At 59.9% G+C, this 23109-nt stretch carries 17 protein-coding genes; 14 read left to right on the top strand and 3 right to left on the bottom strand.

Annotation, left to right across the window (positions count from 1 at the left end):
• Positions 1 to 80: 80 nt before the first annotated feature.
• From araB to rluA, 6 genes are all read left to right on the top strand, one after another.
• Entirely contained in the window at positions 81 to 1790 is a 1710-nt protein-coding gene (gene araB, locus ABLX76_RS14925) for a ribulokinase (protein ID WP_348874760.1), read from the top strand.
• 10 nt (positions 1791 to 1800) lie between these two features.
• Positions 1801 to 3303: an L-arabinose isomerase gene (gene araA, locus ABLX76_RS14920; RefSeq protein ID WP_023291959.1), complete on the top strand. Its 1503-nt coding sequence runs from the start codon at positions 1801 to 1803 to the stop codon at positions 3301 to 3303.
• Between the two features lie 137 nt (positions 3304 to 3440).
• The gene (gene araD / locus ABLX76_RS14915; protein WP_017901201.1) at positions 3441 to 4136 is read left to right on the top strand and encodes an L-ribulose-5-phosphate 4-epimerase; all 696 of its coding nucleotides are present in this window, start codon (positions 3441 to 3443) and stop codon (positions 4134 to 4136) included.
• A 176-nt stretch (positions 4137 to 4312) separates the two neighbouring features.
• Positions 4313 to 6670, top strand: coding sequence for a DNA polymerase II (gene polB, locus ABLX76_RS14910; protein ID WP_348874759.1), 2358 nt, complete (start codon positions 4313 to 4315; stop codon positions 6668 to 6670).
• 187 nt (positions 6671 to 6857) lie between these two features.
• The gene (gene rapA, locus ABLX76_RS14905; RefSeq protein ID WP_032453828.1) at positions 6858 to 9764 is read left to right on the top strand and encodes an RNA polymerase-associated protein RapA; all 2907 of its coding nucleotides are present in this window, start codon (positions 6858 to 6860) and stop codon (positions 9762 to 9764) included.
• A gap of 11 nt (positions 9765 to 9775) precedes the next feature.
• Complete coding sequence (gene rluA / locus ABLX76_RS14900) at positions 9776 to 10435, top strand: bifunctional tRNA pseudouridine(32) synthase/23S rRNA pseudouridine(746) synthase RluA (RefSeq protein ID WP_348874757.1); 660 nt, start codon at positions 9776 to 9778, stop codon at positions 10433 to 10435.
• Between the two features lie 42 nt (positions 10436 to 10477).
• On the opposite strand, the gene citX is transcribed toward rluA, so the two are convergent.
• Both citX and ABLX76_RS14890 read right to left on the bottom strand, forming a co-directional pair.
• On the bottom strand, positions 10478 to 11017 hold the full coding sequence (gene citX, locus ABLX76_RS14895) for a citrate lyase holo-[acyl-carrier protein] synthase (RefSeq protein ID WP_004204286.1): 540 nt from the start codon (positions 11015 to 11017) through the stop codon (positions 10478 to 10480).
• Positions 11018 to 11196: 179 nt separating this feature from the next.
• Positions 11197 to 12561 carry a 2-hydroxycarboxylate transporter family protein gene (locus tag ABLX76_RS14890; RefSeq protein ID WP_044520990.1) on the bottom strand — a complete coding sequence of 455 codons (1365 nt, stop codon included), beginning with the start codon at positions 12559 to 12561 and terminating at the stop codon, positions 11197 to 11199.
• Positions 12562 to 12884: 323 nt separating this feature from the next.
• On the opposite strand from ABLX76_RS14890, the gene ABLX76_RS14885 reads away from it, so the two are divergent.
• Positions 12885 to 14510: a sensor histidine kinase gene (locus tag ABLX76_RS14885; RefSeq protein ID WP_049015408.1), complete on the top strand. Its 1626-nt coding sequence runs from the start codon at positions 12885 to 12887 to the stop codon at positions 14508 to 14510.
• Complete coding sequence (locus tag ABLX76_RS14880; RefSeq protein WP_023291954.1) at positions 14500 to 15198, top strand: response regulator; 699 nt, start codon at positions 14500 to 14502, stop codon at positions 15196 to 15198. The genes ABLX76_RS14885 and ABLX76_RS14880 overlap by 11 nt, the downstream gene beginning before the upstream one ends.
• A gap of 31 nt (positions 15199 to 15229) precedes the next feature.
• On the opposite strand, the gene djlA is transcribed toward ABLX76_RS14880, so the two are convergent.
• Positions 15230 to 16057 (bottom strand): co-chaperone DjlA, encoded by an 828-nt coding sequence (djlA, locus tag ABLX76_RS14875; RefSeq protein ID WP_008807470.1) that lies wholly within the window; start codon positions 16055 to 16057, stop codon positions 15230 to 15232.
• A 243-nt stretch (positions 16058 to 16300) separates the two neighbouring features.
• Here djlA and lptD point away from each other — a divergent pair, with 243 nt between their 5' ends.
• Genes lptD through apaH form a run of 6 tightly spaced genes read left to right on the top strand, consistent with a single transcriptional unit; the run spans position 16301 to position 23036 of the window.
• Positions 16301 to 18649: an LPS assembly protein LptD gene (gene lptD, locus ABLX76_RS14870; RefSeq protein ID WP_032429098.1), complete on the top strand. Its 2349-nt coding sequence runs from the start codon at positions 16301 to 16303 to the stop codon at positions 18647 to 18649.
• A 54-nt stretch (positions 18650 to 18703) separates the two neighbouring features.
• Positions 18704 to 19990: a peptidylprolyl isomerase SurA gene (surA, locus tag ABLX76_RS14865; protein WP_023291952.1), complete on the top strand. Its 1287-nt coding sequence runs from the start codon at positions 18704 to 18706 to the stop codon at positions 19988 to 19990.
• 5 nt (positions 19991 to 19995) lie between these two features.
• Positions 19996 to 20985: a 4-hydroxythreonine-4-phosphate dehydrogenase PdxA gene (gene pdxA / locus ABLX76_RS14860; RefSeq protein ID WP_023291951.1), complete on the top strand. Its 990-nt coding sequence runs from the start codon at positions 19996 to 19998 to the stop codon at positions 20983 to 20985.
• Positions 20982 to 21803 carry a 16S rRNA (adenine(1518)-N(6)/adenine(1519)-N(6))-dimethyltransferase RsmA gene (gene rsmA, locus ABLX76_RS14855; RefSeq protein ID WP_023291950.1) on the top strand — a complete coding sequence of 274 codons (822 nt, stop codon included), beginning with the start codon at positions 20982 to 20984 and terminating at the stop codon, positions 21801 to 21803. Before pdxA ends, rsmA begins: the two co-directional genes overlap by 4 nt.
• A gap of 2 nt (positions 21804 to 21805) precedes the next feature.
• On the top strand, positions 21806 to 22183 hold the full coding sequence (gene apaG, locus ABLX76_RS14850) for a Co2+/Mg2+ efflux protein ApaG (protein WP_004204274.1): 378 nt from the start codon (positions 21806 to 21808) through the stop codon (positions 22181 to 22183).
• A 4-nt stretch (positions 22184 to 22187) separates the two neighbouring features.
• Positions 22188 to 23036: a bis(5'-nucleosyl)-tetraphosphatase (symmetrical) ApaH gene (gene apaH, locus ABLX76_RS14845; protein WP_348874755.1), complete on the top strand. Its 849-nt coding sequence runs from the start codon at positions 22188 to 22190 to the stop codon at positions 23034 to 23036.
• Positions 23037 to 23109: the final 73 nt, after the last annotated feature.

Raw genomic sequence — 23109 nt, 5'->3', positions numbered from 1 at the left:
GATTAGCGAATCCGGCCTGACGGATTTTGCCGGGGATATCTACTGTTGCTGCATGAATGATTTCTGCATGGAGTAACAAGATGGCAATTGCGATTGGCCTCGACTTTGGTAGTGACTCAGTCCGCGCCCTGGCGGTGGAATGCGCGTCCGGCGCAGAACTGGCGGCAAGCGTGGAGTGGTATCCGCGCTGGCGGGAAGGACAGTATTGCGATGGCGCGAACAACCGCTTCCGCCACCACCCGCGAGATTACATCGAGTCCATGGAAGCGGCGCTGAAAAGCGTACTTGCCTCCCTGAGCGCCGAACAGCGCGCCGACGTCGTGGGCATTGGCGTCGACAGCACCGGCTCAACCCCGGCTCCCGTTGATGCCGAGGGCAACATGCTGGCGCTGCGCGAAGAATTCGCTGACAACCCTAACGCCATGTTTGTCCTGTGGAAGGATCATACCGCGGTCGAGGAAGCCGAGGCGATCACCCGCCTGTGCCACCAGCCGGGCAAAGAGGATTACTCGCGCTATATCGGCGGGATCTACTCCAGCGAATGGTTCTGGGCCAAAATCCTCCACGTCACCCGGGAAGATAGCGCCGTCGCCCAGGCAGCCGCCTCGTGGGTGGAGCTTTGCGACTGGGTGCCCGCCCTGCTCTCCGGCACTACGCGTCCGCAGGATCTGCGCCGCGGCCGCTGCAGCGCCGGGCATAAATCGCTGTGGCATGAGAGCTGGGGCGGGCTGCCGCCGGCCAGCTTCTTCGATGAGCTTGATCCCATCATTAACCAGCATCTGGCCTGGCCGCTGTTCACCGATACCTGGACGGCCGATGTGCCGGTCGGCACGCTAAGCGCAGAGTGGGCCCAGCGCCTGGGCCTGTCGCAGACCGTGGCCATCTCCGGCGGCGCCTTCGACTGCCATATGGGCGCCGTTGGCGCCGGCGCGCAGCCTAACGCGCTGGTGAAAGTCATCGGCACCTCCACCTGCGACATTCTGATTGCCGATAAAGAGAGCGTCGGCGACCGCACGGTCAAAGGCATCTGCGGCCAGGTCGACGGCAGCGTGGTCCCGCACTTTATCGGTATGGAGGCAGGCCAGTCCGCCTTCGGCGATATTTACGCCTGGTTTGGGCGCATCCTCGGCTGGCCGCTGGAACAGCTGGCCCAGCAGCATCCGGAATTGCGCGAACAAATCAAAGCCAGCCAAAAACAGTTACTGCCGGCGCTCACCGAAGCCTGGGCCAACAATCCATCGCTGGAGCATCTGCCGGTAGTGCTTGACTGGTTCAACGGCCGCCGCACGCCGAATGCCAACCAGCGCCTGAAAGGGGTGATCACCGACCTTAACCTGGCCACCGACGCGCCGGCGCTATTCGGCGGACTGATCGCCGCCACCGCCTTCGGCGCCCGCGCCATTATGGAGTGCTTCACCGAGCAGGGGATCCCGGTTAACAACGTCATGGCGCTCGGCGGTATCGCACGGAAAAACCAGGTCATCATGCAGGCCTGCTGCGACGTGCTGAACCGCCCGCTGCAGATTGTCGCCTCCGATCAGTGCTGCGCGCTGGGGGCGGCTATCTTCGCCGCCGTCGCCGCCGGCGTCTATGAGGATATTCCCGCCGCCCAGCAGCGGATGGCAAGCCAGGTGGAAACCACCCTGCAGCCGCGCCCGGCGCAGGCACAGCGTTTCGAACAACTCTATCAGCGCTACCAGCAGTGGTCGGTCAGCGCCGAACAACACTATCTCCCTTCGGCTGCAAAGGCGGAAAAAGCCCCGCAATCTCAGGCAGCGCTCACCCATTAAGGATACGAAAATGACGATTTTTGATAACTATGAAGTATGGTTCGTTATTGGCAGCCAACATCTCTACGGCCCGGAAGCCCTGCGCCAGGTGACGAAGCATGCCGAACATGTGGTGAACAGCCTGAATGCGGAAGCCAAACTGCCGTGCAAACTGGTCCTCAAGCCGCTGGGCACTACCCCGGACGAGATCACCCATATCTGCCGCGACGCCAACTACGATGACAAATGCGCCGGGTTAGTGGTCTGGCTGCATACCTTCTCGCCGGCAAAAATGTGGATCAACGGCCTGACCATCCTCAACAAGCCGCTGCTGCAGTTCCATACGCAGTACAATGCCGCGCTGCCGTGGGACAGCATCGATATGGACTTTATGAACCTGAACCAGACCGCACACGGCGGCCGCGAGTTCGGCTTCATCGGCGCCCGTATGCGCCAGCAGCACAGCGTGGTGACCGGCCACTGGCAGGATAAAGAGGCCCACCAGCGCATCGGCGGCTGGATGCGCCAGGCGGTCTCCAGACAGGATACCCGTCATCTGAAAGTGTGCCGTTTCGGCGATAACATGCGTGAAGTGGCGGTGACCGACGGCGATAAAGTCGCGGCGCAGATCAAGTTTGGCTTCTCAGTGAACACCTGGGCGGTCGGCGATCTGGTGCAGGTGGTCAACAGCGTCAGCGACGGCGATATCAGCGCGCTGGTCGATGAATACGAGAGCAGCTACCGTCTGACCCCGGCGGCGCAGGTTCACGGCGACAAGCGCCAGAACGTGCTGGACGCCGCGCGCATTGAGTTGGGAATGAAACGCTTCCTCGAACAGGGCGGTTTCCACGCCTTTACCACCACCTTTGAAGATCTCCACGGCCTGAAACAGCTCCCGGGTCTCGCCGTACAGCGCCTGATGCAGCAGGGCTACGGCTTTGCCGGCGAGGGCGACTGGAAAACCGCCGCTCTGCTTCGCATCATGAAGGTGATGTCAACTGGTCTGCAGGGCGGCACCTCCTTTATGGAGGATTACACCTACCACTTCGACAATGGCAACGATCTGGTGCTCGGCTCGCACATGCTGGAAGTGTGCCCGACGATCGCCACCGCTGAGAAACCGATCCTCGACGTCCAGCCGCTGGGCATCGGCGGCAAAGCGGATCCGGCGCGCCTGATCTTCAATACCCAGACCGGCCCGGCGATTGTCGCCAGCCTGATCGACCTGGGAGACCGCTTCCGTCTGCTGGTCAACACCATTGAAACCGTCCCGACGCCGCACGATCTGCCGAAGCTGCCGGTGGCCAACGCCCTGTGGAAAGCGCAGCCGGATCTGCGTACCGCTTCGGAAGCCTGGATCATCGCCGGCGGCGCGCACCATACCGTCTTCAGCCATGCGCTGAACCTCGACGATATGCGCCAGTTCGCCGAGCTGAATGATATCGAGCTGACCGTCATCGACAACGATACCCGTCTGCCGGCCTTCAAAGACGCGCTGCGCTGGAATGAAGTCTATTACGGTTCAAAACGCTAAAAGGTCGTCCCCTCACCCTACCCCTTTCCCCGCCGGGGAGAGGGTACCGGCCGGGCGCGATGCCGCCTTCCTCCCTCTCCCGCCGGGAGAGGGCCGGGGTGAGGGATACCCGACTCGCCTGCTATTCGGAGCACACTATGTTAGAAGATCTTAAACGCCAGGTTCTGGAAGCCAACTTAGCGCTGCCGCAGCATAATCTGGTGACCTTAACCTGGGGCAACGTCAGCGCCGTCGACCGCGACCAGGGCGTTCTGGTTATCAAACCCTCCGGCGTGGATTACCGCGTAATGACCGCCGACGATATGGTGGTGGTCAGTCTGGAGAGCGGCGAAGTGGTGGAGGGTAAGAAGAAGCCCTCGTCGGATACCCCGACCCATCGCCTGCTGTATCAGGCTTTCCCGACGCTGGGCGGCATTGTGCATACCCATTCGCGCCACGCCACCATCTGGGCGCAGGCCGGGCAAGCTATTCCGGCGACCGGCACCACCCACGCCGACTATTTCTATGGTCCGGTGCCCTGCACCCGGCTGATGACCGATGCGGAGATCAATGGCGAATACGAATGGGAAACCGGCAAGGTGATTGTTGAAACCTTCCGCCAGCGCGAGATCGACCCGGCGCAGATGCCCGGCGTGCTGGTTCATTCCCACGGCCCGTTCGCATGGGGTAAAAACGCCGAAGACGCGGTGCATAACGCCATCGTGCTGGAAGAGATCGCGTATATGGGCATCTTCTGCCGCCAGCTGGCGCCGCAGCTGCCGGATATGCAGCAGACCCTGCTGGATAAGCACTATCTGCGTAAGCACGGGGCTAAAGCCTACTACGGCCAATAATCACCCTGCTCGCGCTGCGCCTGGCAGGGCTACGGCTCTGCCGCGTCGGGTAGCCCGGATAAGCGCGCAAGCCGAAATCCAGCGCCACCTTAGCGCCGAGTACCTGTATAAAACCCCAGCACCTCCTGAGAAACCAGGCTATAATCAGGCCTGGTTTTTTATCGTTGAGAGCACCCGTGACCCAGCCACGAGCAGGTTTTTTACTCACCCGTCACTGGCGGGACACTCCGCAAGGCACCGAGCTGTCCTTCTGGCTGGCCACCGACGACGGCCCGCTGCAGGTCACGCTGCCGCCGCAGGAGTCCGTCGCCTTTATCCCCGCCGCGCAGCGGGCGCAGGCTGAGCGACTGCTGCACGGTGAGAAAGGCTTCCGCTTCGCCCCGCTGGCCCTGAAAGATTTCCACCGCCAGCCGGTGGTCGGCCTCTACTGCCGCGCCCATCGTCAATTGATGCGTCTGGAGAAGATGCTTCGCGACAGCGGCGTCACCCTCTATGAGGGCGATATCCGTCCGCCGGAGCGCTACCTGATGGAGCGCTTTATTACCGCCCCGGTGTGGGTGGAAGGTGAAACGCGTGGCCCGCATCTGGTCAACGCGCGCATGAAACCCCATCCTGACTATCGCCCGCCGCTGAAATGGGTGTCGCTGGATATCGAAACCAGCCGTCACGGCGAGCTGTACTGCATCGGCCTGGAAGGCTGCGGTCAGCGGGTGGTCTACATGCTGGGCCCCAAACCGGAAACGCCGCCAGACGTCGATTTCGATCTGGTCTACGTCGCCAGTCGCCCCCTGCTGCTGGAAAAGCTCAACGCCTGGTTTGCCGATCACGACCCCGACGTGCTGATCGGCTGGAACGTGGTGCAGTTCGATCTGCGCGTCCTGCAAAAACATGCCGAACGCTATCGTATCCCGCTGCGGCTCGGCCGCGGCAACAGCGAGCTGGAGTGGCGCGAGCACGGCTTTAAGAACGGCGTCTTCTTCGCCCAGGCCAACGGTCGGCTGATTATCGACGGTATCGAGGCGCTGAAATCGGCGTTCTGGAATTTCTCCTCCTTTTCGCTGGAGGCGGTGGCGCGCGAGCTGTTGGGCGAAGGCAAAGCCATCGACAACCCGTGGGATCGGATGGACGAGATCGATCGCCGCTTCCATGACGATAAACCGGCGCTGGCCATCTATAACCTGCAGGACTGCGAGCTGGTGACGCGGATCTTCCACAAAACGGAGATCATGCCGTTTCTGCTCGAACGAGCGACGGTCAACGGCCTGCCCGCCGATCGCCACGGCGGCTCGGTCGCCGCCTTCAGCCACCTCTATTTTCCGCGCATGCACCGCCTGGGCTACGTGGCGCCGAACCTCGGCGACGTGCCGCCGCAGGCGAGCCCCGGCGGCTATGTGATGGACTCCCGCCCCGGCCTGTATGACTCGGTGCTGGTCCTGGACTACAAGAGCCTGTATCCGTCGATCATTCGCACCTTTTTAATCGATCCGGTCGGCCTGGTGGAGGGTCTGGCGCAGCCCGATGACCAGCACAGCATTGAGGGCTTCCTCGGCGCCCGCTTCTCGCGAGACAAGCACTGCCTGCCGGGGATTGTCAGCCAGATCTGGCATGGCCGCGATGAAGCCAAGCGCCGGCACAATAAGCCGCTCTCCCAGGCGCTGAAGATCATCATGAACGCCTTTTACGGCGTACTGGGCACCAGCGCCTGCCGCTTCTTCGACCCGCGTCTCGCCTCGTCGATCACCATGCGCGGCCACGCGATCATGCGTCAGACCAAAGCGTTAATTGAAGCCAAAGGCTATGACGTTATCTACGGCGATACCGACTCCACCTTCGTCTGGCTTAAGCGCCCGCACAGCGAAGCGCAGGCGGCGGAGATTGGCCGGACGCTGGTGAACGATGTCAACGCCTGGTGGGCGCAAGAGCTTGGCAAAAGCCAGCTTACCAGCGCCCTGGAGCTGGAATACGAAACCCACTTCTGCCGCTTTCTGATGCCGACGATCCGCGGCGCCGATACCGGCAGCAAGAAGCGTTACGCCGGCATGATTCAGGAGGGCGACGGCCAGCGCATGGTTTTCAAAGGGCTGGAAACGGTGCGCACCGACTGGACGCCGCTGGCCCAGCAGTTTCAGCAGGAGCTGTACCTGCGCATCTTCCGCAACCAGCCGTATCAGGATTATGTGCGGGAGACTATCGCCAGGCTGATGAACGGCGAGCTCGATGAGCAGCTGGTTTATCGCAAACGCCTGCGCCGGCCGCTGGCGGAGTATCAGCGCAACGTGCCGCCTCACGTGCGCGCCGCGAGGCTTGCCGATGAGCACAACCTGAAGCGGGGTCGGGCGCAGCAGTATCAGCAGCGCGGCACCATCAAATACGTCTGGACCACCGGCGGCCCGGAACCGGTGGATTATCAACAATCGCCGCTCGATTACGACCACTATTTGTCAAAGCAGCTGCAGCCGGTGGCGGAAGGGATCCTGCCCTTCGTCAACGACGACTTTGCTACAATAGTGACAGGACAGCTGGGGCTATTTTGATTTTTTCACACCCATTCCGCGGGCGCAGAAGCCTGAAAATGAACCGTGAGGAGGACGTGACGAACGTTCTGCCATCCAGTAATATAGCGCCCTTTCCATTCCTGGCCCCAATTTTGACGCATCTCCGGTTGTACATGGGGATGATCAACTATTGCCTGCAATTAAAGAACTAAAGAGCCGAACATATATGCCTTTTACACTTGGTCAACGCTGGATTAGCGACACAGAGAGCGAACTAGGATTAGGGACGGTGGTAGCGCTGGATGCGCGCATGGTCACTCTCCTCTTCCCCGCCATCGGCGAAAACCGTCTGTACTCACGCAACGATTCCCCGATCACTCGCGTGATGTTTAACCCGGGCGACACCATTACCAGCCACGAAGGCTGGCAGCTCCACGTTGACAAAGTGCATGAAGAGAACGGGCTGCTGTCCTACACCGGCACCCGCCTCGATACCCAGGAAGCGAACGTCACCCTGCGTGAAGTGCTGCTCGACAGCAAACTGGTGTTCAGCAAGCCGCAGGACCGCCTGTTCGCCGGCCAAATCGACCGCATGGACCGCTTTGCCCTGCGCTACCGCGCGCGCAAGTTCCAGAGCGAGCAGTACCGCATGCCATGGAGCGGCCTGCGCGGCCAGCGCACCAGCCTGATCCCGCATCAGCTGAACATCGCCCACGACGTGGGTCGTCGTCACGCTCCGCGCGTCCTGCTGGCCGATGAAGTGGGCTTAGGTAAAACCATCGAAGCCGGGATGATCCTGCACCAGCAGCTGCTCTCCGGCGCCGCCGAGCGCGTACTGATTGTGGTCCCGGAAACCCTTCAGCACCAGTGGCTGGTGGAGATGCTGCGCCGCTTCAACCTGCGCTTCTCGCTGTTTGACGACGAGCGCTACGCCGAAGCGCAGCATGACGCCTATAACCCGTTTGAAACCGAACAGCTGGTGATCTGCTCTTTAGATTTCGTGCGCCGCAGCAAGCAGCGTCTGGAGCATCTGTGCGACGCCGAGTGGGACCTGATGGTGGTCGATGAAGCGCACCACCTGGTGTGGAGCGAAGAGGCGCCGAGCCGCGAATATCAAGCCATTGAACAGCTGGCCGAGCGCGTGCCTGGCATTCTGCTGCTGACCGCGACGCCGGAACAGCTGGGGATGGAGAGCCACTTTGCGCGCCTGCGCCTGCTGGATCCGAACCGCTTCCACGATTTCGCGCAGTTTGTCGAAGAACAGCAGAACTACCGTCCGGTGGCCGACGCCGTCGCCCTGCTGCTGGCGGGCAACAAGCTGAGCGATAACGAACTCAATACCCTCGGCGATCTGATCGGCGAGCAGGATATCGAGCCGCTGCTGCAGGCTGCCAACAGCGATCGCGAAGACGCCCAGGCCGCGCGCCAGGAGCTGGTCTCGATGCTGATGGACCGCCACGGCACCAGCCGCGTGCTGTTCCGTAACACCCGTAACGGCGTCAAAGGTTTCCCGAAACGCGAGCTGCACACCATTCGCCTGCCGCTGCCGACCCAGTACCAGACGGCCATCAAAGTGTCCGGCATCATGGGCGCCCGCAAAACCGCGGAAGAGCGCGCGCGCGACATGCTCTATCCGGAGCAGATCTATCAGGAATTTGAAGGCGATACCGGCACCTGGTGGAACTTCGACCCGCGCGTTGAGTGGCTGATGGGCTACCTGACCAGCCACCGTTCGCAGAAGGTGCTGGTGATCTGCGCCAAGGCCGCCACCGCGCTGCAGCTGGAGCAGGTGCTGCGCGAGCGCGAAGGTATCCGCGCCGCCGTGTTCCATGAAGGAATGTCGATTATCGAACGCGACCGCGCCGCGGCGTGGTTTGCCGAAGAAGACACCGGCGCCCAGGTGCTGCTGTGCTCTGAGATCGGTTCCGAAGGACGCAACTTCCAGTTTGCCAGCAATCTGGTGATGTTCGATCTGCCGTTTAACCCGGATCTGCTGGAGCAGCGTATCGGCCGCCTCGACCGTATCGGCCAGGCGCACGATATCCAGATCCACGTCCCGTACCTGGAAAAGACCGCGCAGTCGGTGCTGGTGCGCTGGTACCACGAAGGTCTCGACGCCTTCGAGCATACCTGCCCGACCGGACGGACCGTTTACGACAGCGTCCATGACGAGCTGATCAACTACCTTGCGGCGCCGGAATCCACCGACGGCTTTGACGATCTGATCAAGTCCTGCCGCCAGCAGCATGACGCCCTGAAAGCGCAGCTGGAGCAGGGCCGCGACCGTCTGCTGGAGATCCACTCCAACGGCGGCGAGAAAGCCCAGGCCCTGGCGGAGAGCATCGAAGAGCAGGATGACGACACCAGCCTGATCGCCTTCTCGATGAACCTGTTCGATATCGTCGGCATCAACCAGGACGACCGCGGCGAAAACCTGATCGTCCTCACCCCTTCCGACCATATGCTGGTCCCGGACTTCCCGGGTCTGCCGGAGGACGGCTGCACCATCACCTTCGAGCGTGACGTGGCGCTGTCCCGTGAAGACGCGCAGTTCATCACCTGGGAGCACCCGCTGATCCGCAACGGCCTCGACCTGATCCTCTCCGGCGATACCGGCAGCAGCACCATTTCCCTGCTGAAGAACAAGGCGCTGCCGGTCGGCACTCTGCTGCTGGAGCTGATCTACGTGGTCGAAGCGCAGGCGCCGAAGCAGCTGCAGCTCAACCGCTTCCTGCCGGCGACCCCGGTTCGCATGCTGCTGGATAAAAACGGCAACAACCTCGCCGGCCAGGTGGAGTTTGAAAGCTTCAACCGCCAGCTGAGCGCGGTCAATCGCCACACCGGCAGCAAGCTGGTCAACGCGGTTCAACAGGACGTTCACGCCATTCTGCAGCAGGGCGAAGCGCAGATCGCCAAGGCGGCGCAGGGGCTGATCGACGCGGCGCGTAGCGAAGCCGACGATAAGCTGACGGCGGAACTCTCCCGTCTGGAAGCGCTGAAGGCGGTCAACCCGAACATCCGTGACGACGAACTGGCGGCGATTGAAAGTAACCGCCAGCAGGTGCTGGAGGCGCTGGGACAGGCCGGATGGCGTCTGGACGCGCTGCGTCTGATCGTCGTCACTCACCAGTAACGGAACGCAAAATGGCGATGGAAAACTACAATCCGCCGCAGGATCCCTGGCTGGTGATCCTGTATCAGGATGAGCACATCATGGTGGTCAACAAGTCGAGCGGCTTGTTGTCCGTGCCGGGTCGTCTTGATGAACATAAAGACAGCGTGATGACACGCATTCAGCGCGACTTCCCGCAGGCCGAATCGGTGCATCGCCTTGATATGGCCACCAGCGGCGTGATTGTGGTGGCGCTGAATAAGGCGGCGGAACGCGAACTGAAGCGTCAGTTCCGCGAGCGCGAGCCGAAGAAGCAGTACATCGCCCGCGTCTGGGGCCATCCGCAGCCGGCGGAGGGCCTGGTGGATTTACCGCTGATTTGCGACTGGCCGAACCGGCCAAAGCAGAAAGTGTGTTATGAAACCGGCAAAGCGGCGCAGACCGAGTATGAGGTGCTGGAGTACGCGGAAGATAACACCGCCCGCGTGCGCCTGAAGCCGATTACCGGACGGTCGCACCAGCTGCGCGTGCATATGCTGGCGCTGGGGCATCCGATCCTTGGCGACCGCTTTTACGCCACGCCTGAGGCGCTGGCGATGGCCCCGCGCCTGCTGCTGCACGCTGAGACGCTCACCATTACCCACCCCGCCTACGGCAACGCGATGACCTTCCGCGCGCCGATCGACTTTTAGGACCTCCCCGGCAGCGCTTTGCCGCCGGGGAATACTGACCCGTTAATCGCGGGCAAACCACGCGTCAATCATCTGCTCAACGCGGGCAACGACGAGATCGGTGTCGTGACGACGACTGCGCGCGCAGGCGTGCGCCGGCTCATCGCACAGCAGGCAGCGGCGCTGCGACTCGCCCAGCGACTGGCGTCCCACCTGGCCGCTCTGCGGACAGATCACATCGATATCCCACAAGCGTCCCAGCGGATGGCTCTGCTCCAGCGTACTGCACATCGCTTTGATTTCGCTGGCCGGGTGCGCCACGCACCACAGCGCTTCAGGCCCGGTCGGCAGCCACAGCACCTGACGATCCAGCGTTTGCCAGCGGTGCTTCCACAGCAGTTGATCGCAGGCCTGGAGGGCTACGCCCATCATGTTGCGATAGCGAATGCTGTCCTTCACCGCCCCGGGGGTCACCAGGGTCAGGGAAATAACAGGCTGCTGATAATGGGCCAACCAGTCGGCCTGGCGGGCTGCACGCTGCTCTTTCGCCGCCAGCAATGCGTCGATGCTGACGCCCGCCTGGGCGGGAGTATCCACTGACATTAATTCCTCTCCTACATATGATAAATGCGACAGCGCCTGGACTGTCATGATGATGGTTGCGATAGCCGATCGCGCGCTGATTGTAACGCTAAATGCGGAGCATTTAGGATACAGAACGCAGATATTTTCGGCGTTCTGTAGCGGAAAATAGCAGGTTTATCGCTGAGCGTAGCGTTATATCACGCCAGATAGTGGCTGAGGAACAGCAACCCCAGCGAGACATTTATCGCCCCGCCAATCCGGGTAGCGATCTGCGCGAACGGCATCAGGCTCATGCGGTTGCCGGCGGTCAGGATCGCCACATCGCCGGTGCCGCCCTGCCCGCTCTGGCAACAGGAGACAATCGCCACATCGACCGGGTGCATCCCTATCTTTTTACCGACCAGGAAACCGGTCGCCACCAGCGCGGAGACGGTGCTGACGATCACCAGCAGGTTGGTGAAAGTGAAGGCGTTCACCAGCTCCTGCCACGGGGTGATCGCCACGCCGACGGCAAAGAGGATCGGGTAGGTGACCGCGGTGCGGAAGAATTTATACACCATCTGCGATCCCTCCTGCAGGCGCGGAGAAACCACATTAGCCAGCTTTAACAGCACCGCGAGAAACAGCATGCCCACCGGCGCCGGCAGACCAATCAGTTTGTGGCCGAGCATCCCCATCATATACAGCAGCACCGCCAGCAGCGCGCCGGAGGCCAGCGTCCCGACGTCGGTTTTGCCGCTCACGCCTTCGCTCTCGCCGAGGCTGCGGGTTTCATGGCTGCGGTTCGGCATCAGCTGCCCTTCGCCGGTCAGATGCGGGAAGCGCTTGCCGAGCTGGTTGAGGCAGCCGGAGATGACGATCGCCGTCAGGCTGCCGAGCATCACCATCGGCAACACCCGGCCCAGGGCCACTCCCTGCTCCATATGCATTAGCGCGGCGTAGCCCATCGATAGCGGGATCGCCCCTTCCCCTACGCCGCCGGCCATGATCGGCAGCACGATAAAGAAGAACACCTGGAACGGCTCCATGCCCAAGAGCGTGCCGACGCCGATGCCCACCAGCATGCCGACCACCTCGCCGCACAGCATTGGGAAGAAGATCTTCAGGAAGCCCTGAATCAGGGTGGTGCGGTTCATACTCATGATGCTGCCGACGATAATGCAGCAGATATAGAGATAGAGGATGTTGGTGGATTTATAGAATTTGGTGGTGGATTCAACGACCACGTCCGGCAGCAGGCCGTAATGGACCAGCGCGGAAGGAATAAAAGTGGCGCAGATCGCCGCCGCGCCGAGTTTTCCCAGCACCGGCAGGCGTTTGCCAAACTCGCCGCAGGCGAAGCCAAAGAAAGCCAGCGTAGCCACCATCACCACGATATCGCTCGGCAGTTTACCGCCAAGGCAGTCGAGAGCGATCAGCCCCCCGGCCAGCAGAAACAGCGGCAGCGGGACGATCCCTACCTTCCAGTTATCCATGATGTGCCACCAGCGCTGCCTGAGCGTGGTTTTCGGCGTATTGATCGGTTCAAGGGTTGCAGAGAATGCGTTGTCTGTGGTGCTCATAAATTCAGCCCTGTCGTTATTATTCATTTTCAGCGTAAAGGGACAGCGGCTTCGTTAATGTGAAGCTCCCCGAATTAAAAAAGAAGTTTTAATGGTCACTATGGTTTTTATGGTTTCTATTCGCTGATCCGCGCAGGGGTGATATATCTCTGATTTATTATCGTGGTTTTTATGGTTTTTATTTCCCGCCACGCGTTATTTCCGCCGCGACTACTGGCGACAGCCGGCGCCTGCGCCGCTGATCACAACTTTCCCTTAACATTTACGTCACGTGACAGAAAAATGATAGAGTGCCGGTATGGTGAATACGTCGTCCGGGACCTATGAAATTATCTTTTCAATATAAGCTGTTTATTTCGCTGGTCGCTTTTTTCTCAGTCCTGTTTATCGCGCTGGGTATTTATTATTACTTTGACGCCAGCCGCCAGCTTTATCAGGAAATGAGCGCCCGGGCCAAAATTCAGGCCGAAGAGATAGCCCTGATGCCAAATTTACGTCAGCAGGTCAGCCGGCATGACCCGCAGGCGATTCAGGCGTTTATGCAGCAAATCGCCGCCCATAGCGACGCCAGCTTTATCGTCATCGGTGACCGCCAGGGGATGCATCTGTTTCATTCCGTCCATCCGGAGTGGGTCGGCACGCGGCTGGTCGGCGGCGACAACCAGGCGGTACTGGAGGGAAAGTCCATTACCACCATTCGCAAAGGCGGCCTGGGCGTCTCGCTGCGCAGTAAAACGCCCATCGTCGATGACGCGGGGCGGGTGATCGGCATTGTCTCCGTCGGCTACCTCACCAGCTATCTCGATAGCATTACCCTGAGCAAAGTGATCAATATTTTTATCGCCGCCGTCCTGCTGCTCACCGCCCTGTTTATCTTCTCCTGGTACTTTACCCGCAGCATCAAGAAACAGATTTTTTCGCTCGAGCCGCGGGAGATAGGCCTGCTGGTGCGCCAGCAAAAGGCGATGATGGAGTCGATCTTTGAGGGGGTGATCGTCATCGATCGCCAGCGGCGCATTGAGGTGATTAACCATGCCGCCCGCAGCCTGCTGGGACTCAGCCAGCCCGCCCGTCAGCTGCGCGGCCAGTCCATCGACAGCGTGATTTCCCCGCAGCCCTTTTTCGCCAGCGGCGACATGCTTGAGCGCGACACCCATGATGAGCTGTGCCGCTTCAACCAGTTGACCGTGCTCGCCAGTCGGGTGCGCATTATGCTGGAGAACACCCTGCAGGGCTGGGTGATTACCTTTCGTGACCGCAATGAAATCAATGCCCTCACCGCCCAGCTGAGCCAGGTGAAGCGCTATGTCGACAATCTTCGCATCATGCGCCACGAGCAGCTCAACCGGATGACCACCCTCTCCGGCCTGCTGCATATGGGCCATTATGACGAAGCGATCCGCTATATTCAGGCCCAGTCGGAGCATGCTCAGGAGCTACTGGACTTTATCTCCTCGCACTTCCACTCGCCGACGCTGTGCGGTCTGCTGCTCGGCAAAGCCACTCGCGCCCGCGAAAAAGGCGTGGCGCTGAGCTTCGACCCGGCCTGCCGCATTGACCGTCCGCTGCCGTCGCTGATGGAATCCGAACTGATCTCCATCATCGGCAACCTGCTGGATAACGCCATCGAAGCCACGCAGCGCGCCGAGCTTCCGCATGAGCCGGTGGAAGTCCTGATCCAGCTCAACGCCCGGGAGCTGATTATCGAAGTGGCCGACCGCGGCGTCGGCATCCGCCCCGATATCCGCGAGCGCATTTTTGAACGCGGCATCACCACCAAAACCCGTGGCGATCACGGCATTGGTCTGTATCTTATTGAACATTATGTCACTCAGGCGGGCGGCACCATCGAAGTCGCCGATAACGCGCCGCGGGGAACGATCTTCACCCTGTTTATCCCGGCCGACGCGCCCGCCTGTCCGCAACCGGAGGCCCACGATGCATCATGACCTGGTCGATGTGCTAATCATTGAAGATGAGAGCGAGCTGGCGCGCCTGCACGCCGAGCTTGTGCAGAAACACCCGCGCCTGCGGCTGGCGGGCATGGCGGCCTCCCTCGCTCAGGCCCGTCAGTTGCTCCACGCCACGCCGCCGCAGCTGGTGCTGCTGGATAACTATTTGCCGGACGGCAAAGGGGTGACGCTGATGACCGACCCGGCGCTGGCGACCAGCCAATGCTCGGTGATCTTTATCACCGCCGCCAGCGATATGGAAACCTGCAGCCAGGCCATCCGCAACGGCGCCTTCGACTATATTCTTAAGCCGGTATCATGGAAGCGGCTGAGCCAGTCGCTGGAGCGTTTTATCCAGTTCTACGATCAGCAGCGGGAGTGGAAAATCGTCGATCAGCAGAACGTCGATTCCCTCTATCAATTGCAGGCGAAGAACTATCGTATGGATAGTGGCAGCAAAGGGATTGAAGAGAAAACGCTGGCGCTGGTGCAGGGTCTGTTTAGCGGCCGGGAAGCGCACTGCTTTTCCGTTGATGAGGTGGTCAGCGCCGCCGGGCTCAGCAAAACCACCGCCCGCCGCTATCTTGAACACGGCGTTGAGACCGGTTTTCTGGAGGTGGAGATGCTGTACGGAAAAATCGGCCATCCGCGGCGGCTGTATCGCCGCGCACAGGCCAAACGCTAATCCCCTCGCCGGGCGGGAGGGGCTGGAAAACTCAGAAGCCGCGCTGCTCTTTAATCAGCTCCCAGGCCTTCTGGATCTCCTGGGCTTTCTGTTTGGCCATCTCCATCATCTCCGGCGGCAGCCCTTTCGCCACCAGCTTGTCCGGATGGTGCTCGTTCATCAGCTTACGATAGGCGCGCTTCACCGTCGCCGCGTCGTCAGTCGGTTTCACCCCCAGCACGTTGCAGGCGTCCTCCAGCGTTGGACCGCGCTGCGCCTGCTGCCAGCCGGCGTTGCCGCCGTGCTGACCATAAGATTGCTGCTGCGAACCGCCGCCGAACTGGGCGCCGCCCTGCATCATTCGCAGGAATTGATCGAACTGGGCGCGGGAGATGCCAAGCTCATCGGCGATGACGAACAGCACTTCACGTTCGTTAGGGTGCAGTTCGCCGTCAGCGAACGCCGCCTGCAGCTGAATTTCCAGAAACATCCGAATCAGATCGAAGCGGCCAAAGCAGACGCTGCGCAGCTGGCGCATCTTCTCGCGCAGCGGATAATTGTCGGCCTTGCCGTCGCGAAACGCCTGCTGCGCCGCGGTGCGCGAAGCGCCGTGCAGATTCATGCGATCCATCAGCACATTGGCGACGTGAATATCCGCTTCGGTAACGCGGCCCTTGGACTTGGTCAGATGCCCCATCACTTCAAAGGTGGTGGAAAAGAAGAGCGACTGACGCTCCTGCTGATTGGCGAAGAGATTCAACCGGCGGCTGCGCGCCCGGTCAAACATATGGCCGACCAGGAAGCCGAGCACCACGCCCCAGAACCCACCGCCCATCAGCAAAGCCACTGCCACGCCAATCACTTTACCCAAATACTGCATAGACTCCCCAACTGTTTGTCGCCGTTAAGCACGAATATGACCGCACGTTACCCGGCACTCGCGCCTCGGTCAATTGTGGGACATAGCCTATAATTTGCTTTATCATACTCGTCATTCAACAGGGTGCCTAACGCTCGGGCTCGAAACGGGCAGGATTAACACTAGCGTGATAAAGTTGAGTAAGTTAGGCTCTGACCGTTTGCAAGCCGCTGCCACAAGATGATGGAACAATAAATACAACGTATGAAAAAACGTATTCCCAGCCTCCTGGCTACGATGATTGCCAGCGCCTTGTATAGCCAACAAGGCCTCGCTGCCGATCTCGCAACGCAATGTATGCTTGGCGTGCCAAGCTATGATCGTCCGCTCGTGGAAGGTCGGCCTGGCGATCTGCCGGTGACGATTAACGCCGATCATGCGAAGGGCAACTACCCGGACAACGCCGTCTTTACCGGCAACGTCGATATTAACCAGGGGAATAGCCGCCTCCGCGCCGACGAAGTTCAGCTGCATCAGCAGCAGGCCGCGGGCCAGGCGCAGCCGGTGCGCACGGTGGACGCGCTGGGCAACGTGCACTACGACGATAACCAGGTGATCCTCAAAGGGCCAAAAGCCTGGTCGAATCTGAATACCAAAGATACCAACGTCTGGCAGGGCGATTATCAAATGGTCGGACGCCAGGGACGCGGCACCGCTGACCTGATGAAACAGCGCGGCGAAAACCGCTATACCATTCTGGAAAACGGCAGCTTTACTTCCTGTCTGCCGGGCTCCGACACCTGGAGCGTCGTGGGCAGCGAAGTCATCCACGATCGCGAAGAGCAAGTTGCCGAGATCTGGAACGCCCGCTTCAAGCTTGGCTCCGTGCCGATTTTCTATAGCCCCTACCTGCAGCTGCCGGTGGGCGATAAGCGTCGTTCAGGCTTCCTGATCCCGAACGCGAAATACAGCACCAAAAACGGCGTGGAATTCTCCCTGCCGTACTACTGGAACATCGCGCCAAACTTCGATGCCACTATCACCCCGCACTATATGAACAAGCGCGGCGGCGTGATGTGGGAAAACGAATTCCGCTATCTGACCCAGCTCGGCAGCGGCTTAACGGAGTTTGACTACCTGCCGTCGGATAAAGTCTACGAAGACGACCACTCCAGCGACAGCAACAGCCGCCGCTGGCTGTTCTACTGGAACCACTCCGGGGTTATCGATCAGGTGTGGCGTCTGAACGCTGACTACACCAAGGTCAGCGATCCTGACTACTTCAACGATTTCAGCTCGAAGTATGGTTCCAGTACCGACGGCTATGCGACGCAGAAATTCAGCGCCGGGTATGTCAATCAGAACTTTGACGCCACGGTCTCAACCAAGCAGTTCCAGGTCTTCGATCGGGAGTCGAGCAACTCCTACTCGGCTGAGCCGCAGCTCGACATCAACTACTACCAGAACGATGTCGGTCCGTTCGATACCCATCTGTACGGCCAGGTCGCCCATTTTGTTAACTCGAATAACAACATGCCGGAAGCGACCCGCGTTCACTTCGAACCGACGATCAACCTGCCGCTGTCCAACGGCTGGGGGAGTCTGAATACCGAAGCCAAGCTGCTGGCGACCCACTACCAGCAGAGCAATCTTGATAAGTACAACGCCGCCAACGGTACGGACTACAAAGAGTCCGTTAGCCGCGTGATGCCGCAGTTTAAAATCGACGGCAAAATGGTCTTTGAGCGCGACCTGCAGGAGGGATTCACCCAAACGCTGGAACCGCGCATGCAGTATCTGTACGTACCGTACCGCGATCAGAGTGAAATCGGCAGCTACGACTCCACGCTGTTGCAGTCGGACTACACCGGCCTGTTCCGCGACCGTACCTATAGCGGTCTGGACCGCATCGCGTCGGCCAATCAGGTCACTACCGGTATCACCTCGCGCGTGTATGACGCCGCCGCGGTGGAACGTTTTAACATTTCCGTTGGTCAAATCTACTATTTCACCGAGTCACGCACCGGTGATGACAACATCAACTGGGAGAACAACGACACCACGGGTTCACTGGTATGGGCCGGCGACACCTACTGGCGCATTGCCGATAACTGGGGTCTGCGCGGCGGGATCCAGTACGATACGCGTCTGGATAACGTCGCAACCGGCAACGGCACCATTGAATACCGTCGCGATGAAAACCGCTTAGTCCAGCTTAACTATCGTTACGCCAGCCCGGAATATATTCAGGCCACGCTGCCGTCATATTCCACTGCGGCGCAATATAAAGAGGGTATCTCGCAGGTGGGGATGACCGCCAGCTGGCCGATCGTCGATCGCTGGTCCGTGGTCGGGGCCTACTACTACGATACCAATACCCGGAAAGCAGCAAACCAGATGTTGGGTGTCCAGTATAACTCCTGCTGCTACGCCATCCGTCTTGGCTACGAACGTAAAGTCAACGGTTGGGATAGCAACAACAATGGCGGCGAGAGCAAATACGACAACACCTTCGGAATCAATATCGAATTGCGCGGTCTGAGCTCTAATTACGGCCTCGGCACCCAGCAGATGCTGCGTTCGAACATTTTACCGTACCAGAGCTCCCTGTGATGCGGCTGGTTTACAACATCATCCGCATTTGCGGTTAATCGAAATGGAAAAAGTATGAAGAACTGGAAAACGCTGCTTCTCGGTATCGCCATGATCGCGAATACCAGTTTCGCTGCCCCCCAGGTGGTCGATAAAGTAGCGGCCGTCGTCAATAATGGCGTCGTACTGGAAAGCGACGTCGATGGTTTGATGCAATCGGTTAAGCTCAATGCTGGTCAGGCTGGCCAACAGCTACCGGATGACGCGACCCTGCGCCATCAGATCCTCGAAAGACTGATCATGGACCAGATCGTGTTACAGATGGGGCAGAAGATGGGCGTGAAGGTCTCTGACGACCAGCTCGATCAGGCCATCGCCAACATCGCCAAACAAAACAATATGACCATGGATCAGATGCGCAGCCGTCTGGCCTATGAAGGCATCAACTACAACACCTACCGTAACCAGATCCGTAAAGAGATGCTGATTTCGGAAGTGCGTAACAATGAAGTGCGTCGTCGCATCACCGTGCTGCCGCAGGAAGTGGAAGCGCTGGCCAAACAGATCGGCGACCAGAACGACGCCAGCACCGAGCTTAACCTGAGCCACATCCTGCTCCCGCTGCCGGAGAACCCGACCTCTGATGAAGTCGCCGCGGCTCAGGAGCAAGCGAATGCCATCGTTGAGCAAGCGCGCAACGGCGCCAACTTCGGTAAACTGGCGATCACCTACTCCGCCGACCAACAGGCGCTGAAGGGCGGACAGATGGGTTGGGGTCGTATCCAGGAGCTGCCGGGCATTTTCGCCCAGGCGTTAAGCACCGCGAAGAAAGGGGATATCGTCGGTCCGATCCGTTCCGGCGTCGGCTTCCATATTCTGAAAGTGAATGACCTGCGCGGCGGGACCCAGAACATCTCCGTCACCGAAGTGCATGCCCGTCATATTCTGCTGAAGCCATCGCCAATCATGAACGATGCGCAGGCTCAGGCTAAGCTGGAGCAGATTGCCGCCGACATTAAGAGCGGGAAAACCACCTTCGCTAAAGCGGCGAAAGCGTATTCTGAAGATCCAGGCTCGGCGAACCAGGGCGGTGATTTAGGCTGGGCCACGCCGGATATCTTCGACCCGGCGTTCCGCGATGCGCTGATGCGTCTGAACAAAGGGCAGACCAGCGGACCGGTGCACTCCTCCTTCGGCTGGCATCTGATCGAACTGCTGGATAGCCGTCAGGTCGACAGAACCGACGCCGCGCAGAAAGATCGTGCTTACCGTATGCTGATGAACCGCAAATTCTCTGAAGAAGCGGCAACCTGGATGCAGGAACAGCGCGCCAGTGCGTATGTTAAAATTCTGAGCAACTAATATCGATGCCTGAAACCCGTAAAGTTGTTATCACTCCCGGCGAACCCGCCGGGATTGGCCCTGACCTGGTCGTGCAGCTTGCCCAGCGCGACTGGCCAGTTGAGCTGGTGATCTGCGCCGACGGCGCCCTGTTAACTGACCGAGCCCAGAGGCTCGGTCTTCCTTTATCTCTCCTGCCATACGATGCTGCGCAACCGCCCGTTCCGCAGCGTGCCGGAACGCTGACGCTGCTTAACGTACCGCTGAGCGTCCCGGCGGAGCCCGGCGTGCTGAACGTACAAAACGGCGCCTACGTAGTCGAGACGCTGGCGCGCGCCTGCGACGGCTGCCTGAGCGGCGAATTTGCGGCGTTAGTGACCGGCCCGGTGCACAAAGGCAACATCAACGACGCCGGCATCGCCTTCACCGGTCATACCGAGTTCTTCGAAGAGCGCGCGCAGGCCAGCAAAGTGGTGATGATGCTGGCGACCGAGGAGCTGCGGGTGGCGCTGGTGACGACCCATCTGCCGTTGAAAGCCATCAGCGAGGCGATAACGCCCGACCTGCTGCGCGAGATCATCACGATTCTCGATCACGACCTGCGCACGAAATTTGGCATTGCCCAGCCGCATGTGCTGGTTTGCGGGCTTAACCCGCACGCTGGCGAAGGCGGTCATATGGGAACGGAAGAGATAGACACCATCATTCCGGTGCTGGAAGAGATGCGCGCGAAGGGGATGCACCTCAGCGGTCCGCTGCCGGCTGACACCCTTTTTCAGCCCAAATACCTTGACCATGCCGATGCGGTACTCGCGATGTACCACGATCAGGGCCTGCCCGTGCTAAAATACCAGGGCTTTGGCCGCGGCGTGAACATTACGCTCGGTTTACCTTTTATTCGTACCTCCGTCGACCACGGCACCGCGCTGGAATTAGCGGGCCAGGGAACAGCGGACGTCGGCAGTTTTATCACGGCGCTTAATCTCGCCATCAAAATGATTGTTAATACCCAATGAATAATCGAGTCCATCAGGGCCATTTAGCCCGTAAACGCTTCGGGCAGAACTTCCTCAACGATCAGTTTGTGATCGACAGCATCGTCTCGGCGATTAATCCGCAAAAAGGCCAGGCGATGGTTGAAATCGGCCCCGGTCTCGCCGCGCTGACCGAGCCGGTAGGTGAACGCCTTGACCAGCTGACCGTTATCGAGCTGGACCGCGATCTGGCTGCCCGCCTGCAAACGCATCCGTTCCTCGGGCCGAAGCTGACCATCTATCAGCAGGATGCGATGACCATGAACTTCGGCGAACTGGCGGAGAAAATGGGTCAGCCGCTGCGCGTCTTCGGCAACCTGCCGTACAATATTTCGACCCCGCTGATGTTCCATCTGTTCAGCTATACTGATGCCATTGCCGATATGCACTTTATGCTGCAGAAGGAAGTGGTGAATCGTCTGGTTGCCGGACCGAACAGTAAGGCGTATGGTCGGTTAAGCGTGATGGCGCAATATTATTGCCAGGTGATCCCGGTACTCGAAGTGCCGCCGAGCGCGTTTACCCCGCCGCCTAAGGTCGATTCCGCGGTGGTCCGCCTGGTGCCGCACAGCACGATGCCATATCCGGTCAAAGAGATCCGGGTGCTGAGCCGTATCACCACCGAAGCGTTCAACCAGCGCCGCAAGACCATCCGCAACAGTCTCGGCAATCTGTTCAGCGTGGACGTGCTGACCGAGCTGGGCATCGACCCGGCCATGCGTGCAGAAAATATTTCCGTGGCGCAGTACTGCCAGATGGCCAACTGGCTGTCTGACAATCTGCCATCGAAGGAGAGCTAACCATGATCAATTCGCCTCGTGTTTGCGTTCAGGTGCAAAGCGTCTATATCGAATCGCAGTCTTCTCCGGAAGAAGAGCGCTACGTCTTCGCTTATACCGTCACCATTCGCAATCTGGGGCGGAGTCAGGTTCAGCTGCTTGGCCGCTACTGGCTCATCACTAACGGCCACGGTCGTGAGACTGAAGTTCAGGGTGAAGGGGTGGTCGGCGAGCAACCGCATATTCCCGCCGGCGGTGAATATCAATATACCAGCGGCGCGGTCATTGAAACGCCGCTGGGAACCATGCAGGGTCATTATGAGATGATCGATATCGACGGCGCGCCGTTCCGTATCGAGATCCCTGTTTTCCGTCTCGCAGTTCCAACGCTCATTCATTAAAACAATGTCAACATACCTTATTGGCGACGTTCACGGTTGCTACGATGAACTGATCGCATTATTAGCGCAGGTTGAATTCGACCCGGCGATAGATACGCTGTGGCTGACCGGCGATCTGGTGGCCCGTGGCCCGGGGTCGCTGGAGGTTCTGCGCTATGTCAAATCTCTGGGCGACAGCGTGCGACTGGTGCTGGGCAATCATGATTTACACCTGCTGGCGGTCTTCGCCGGCATCAGCCGCAACAAGCCGAAGGATCGTCTGAAATCACTGCTGGAAGCGCCGGATGCCGATGAGCTGCTCAACTGGCTACGTCGTCAGCCGCTGCTCCAGGTGGACGAAGAGAAAAAGCTGGTGATGGCCCACGCCGGCATCACCCCGCAGTGGGATCTGGAGACTGCCCAGCAGTGCGCGCGCGATGTAGAAGCGGTGCTCTCCAGCGACTCCTATCCTTTCTTCCTTGATGCCATGTACGGCGACATGCCGAATCACTGGAGCAACGAGCTGAGCGGCCTGGCGCGCCTGCGCTTTATCTCTAACGCCTTCACCCGCATGCGCTACTGCTTCCCGAACGGCCAGCTGGATATGTACTCGAAAGAAGCACCCGAGGACGCCCCGGCGCCGCTGAAGCCGTGGTTTGCCATTCCGGGACCGGTCAGCAGTGCCTACAGCATTGCCTTTGGTCACTGGGCATCGCTGGAGGGACGCGGTACGCCGGAGGGCATTTACGCGCTGGATACCGGCTGCTGCTGGGGGGGGGAACTCACCTGCCTGCGCTGGGAGGATAAGCAGTACTTTACCCAGCCGTCGAACCGGCAGAAAAGCATCGACGAAGGCGAAGCCGTCGCGTCCTGAAGTAACATGCGCCGTCCCCCAGGCCCGCGCAAGCGCAGCGCCGCCGGGCAAGAACTGCGGGCGCGGAGCCTCG

This window comes from Klebsiella sp. JB_Kp004 (assembly GCF_040065795.1).
GTDB lineage: Bacteria > Pseudomonadota > Gammaproteobacteria > Enterobacterales > Enterobacteriaceae > Klebsiella > Klebsiella quasipneumoniae.
This window is presented reverse-complemented; position numbering and strand designations above follow the sequence as displayed.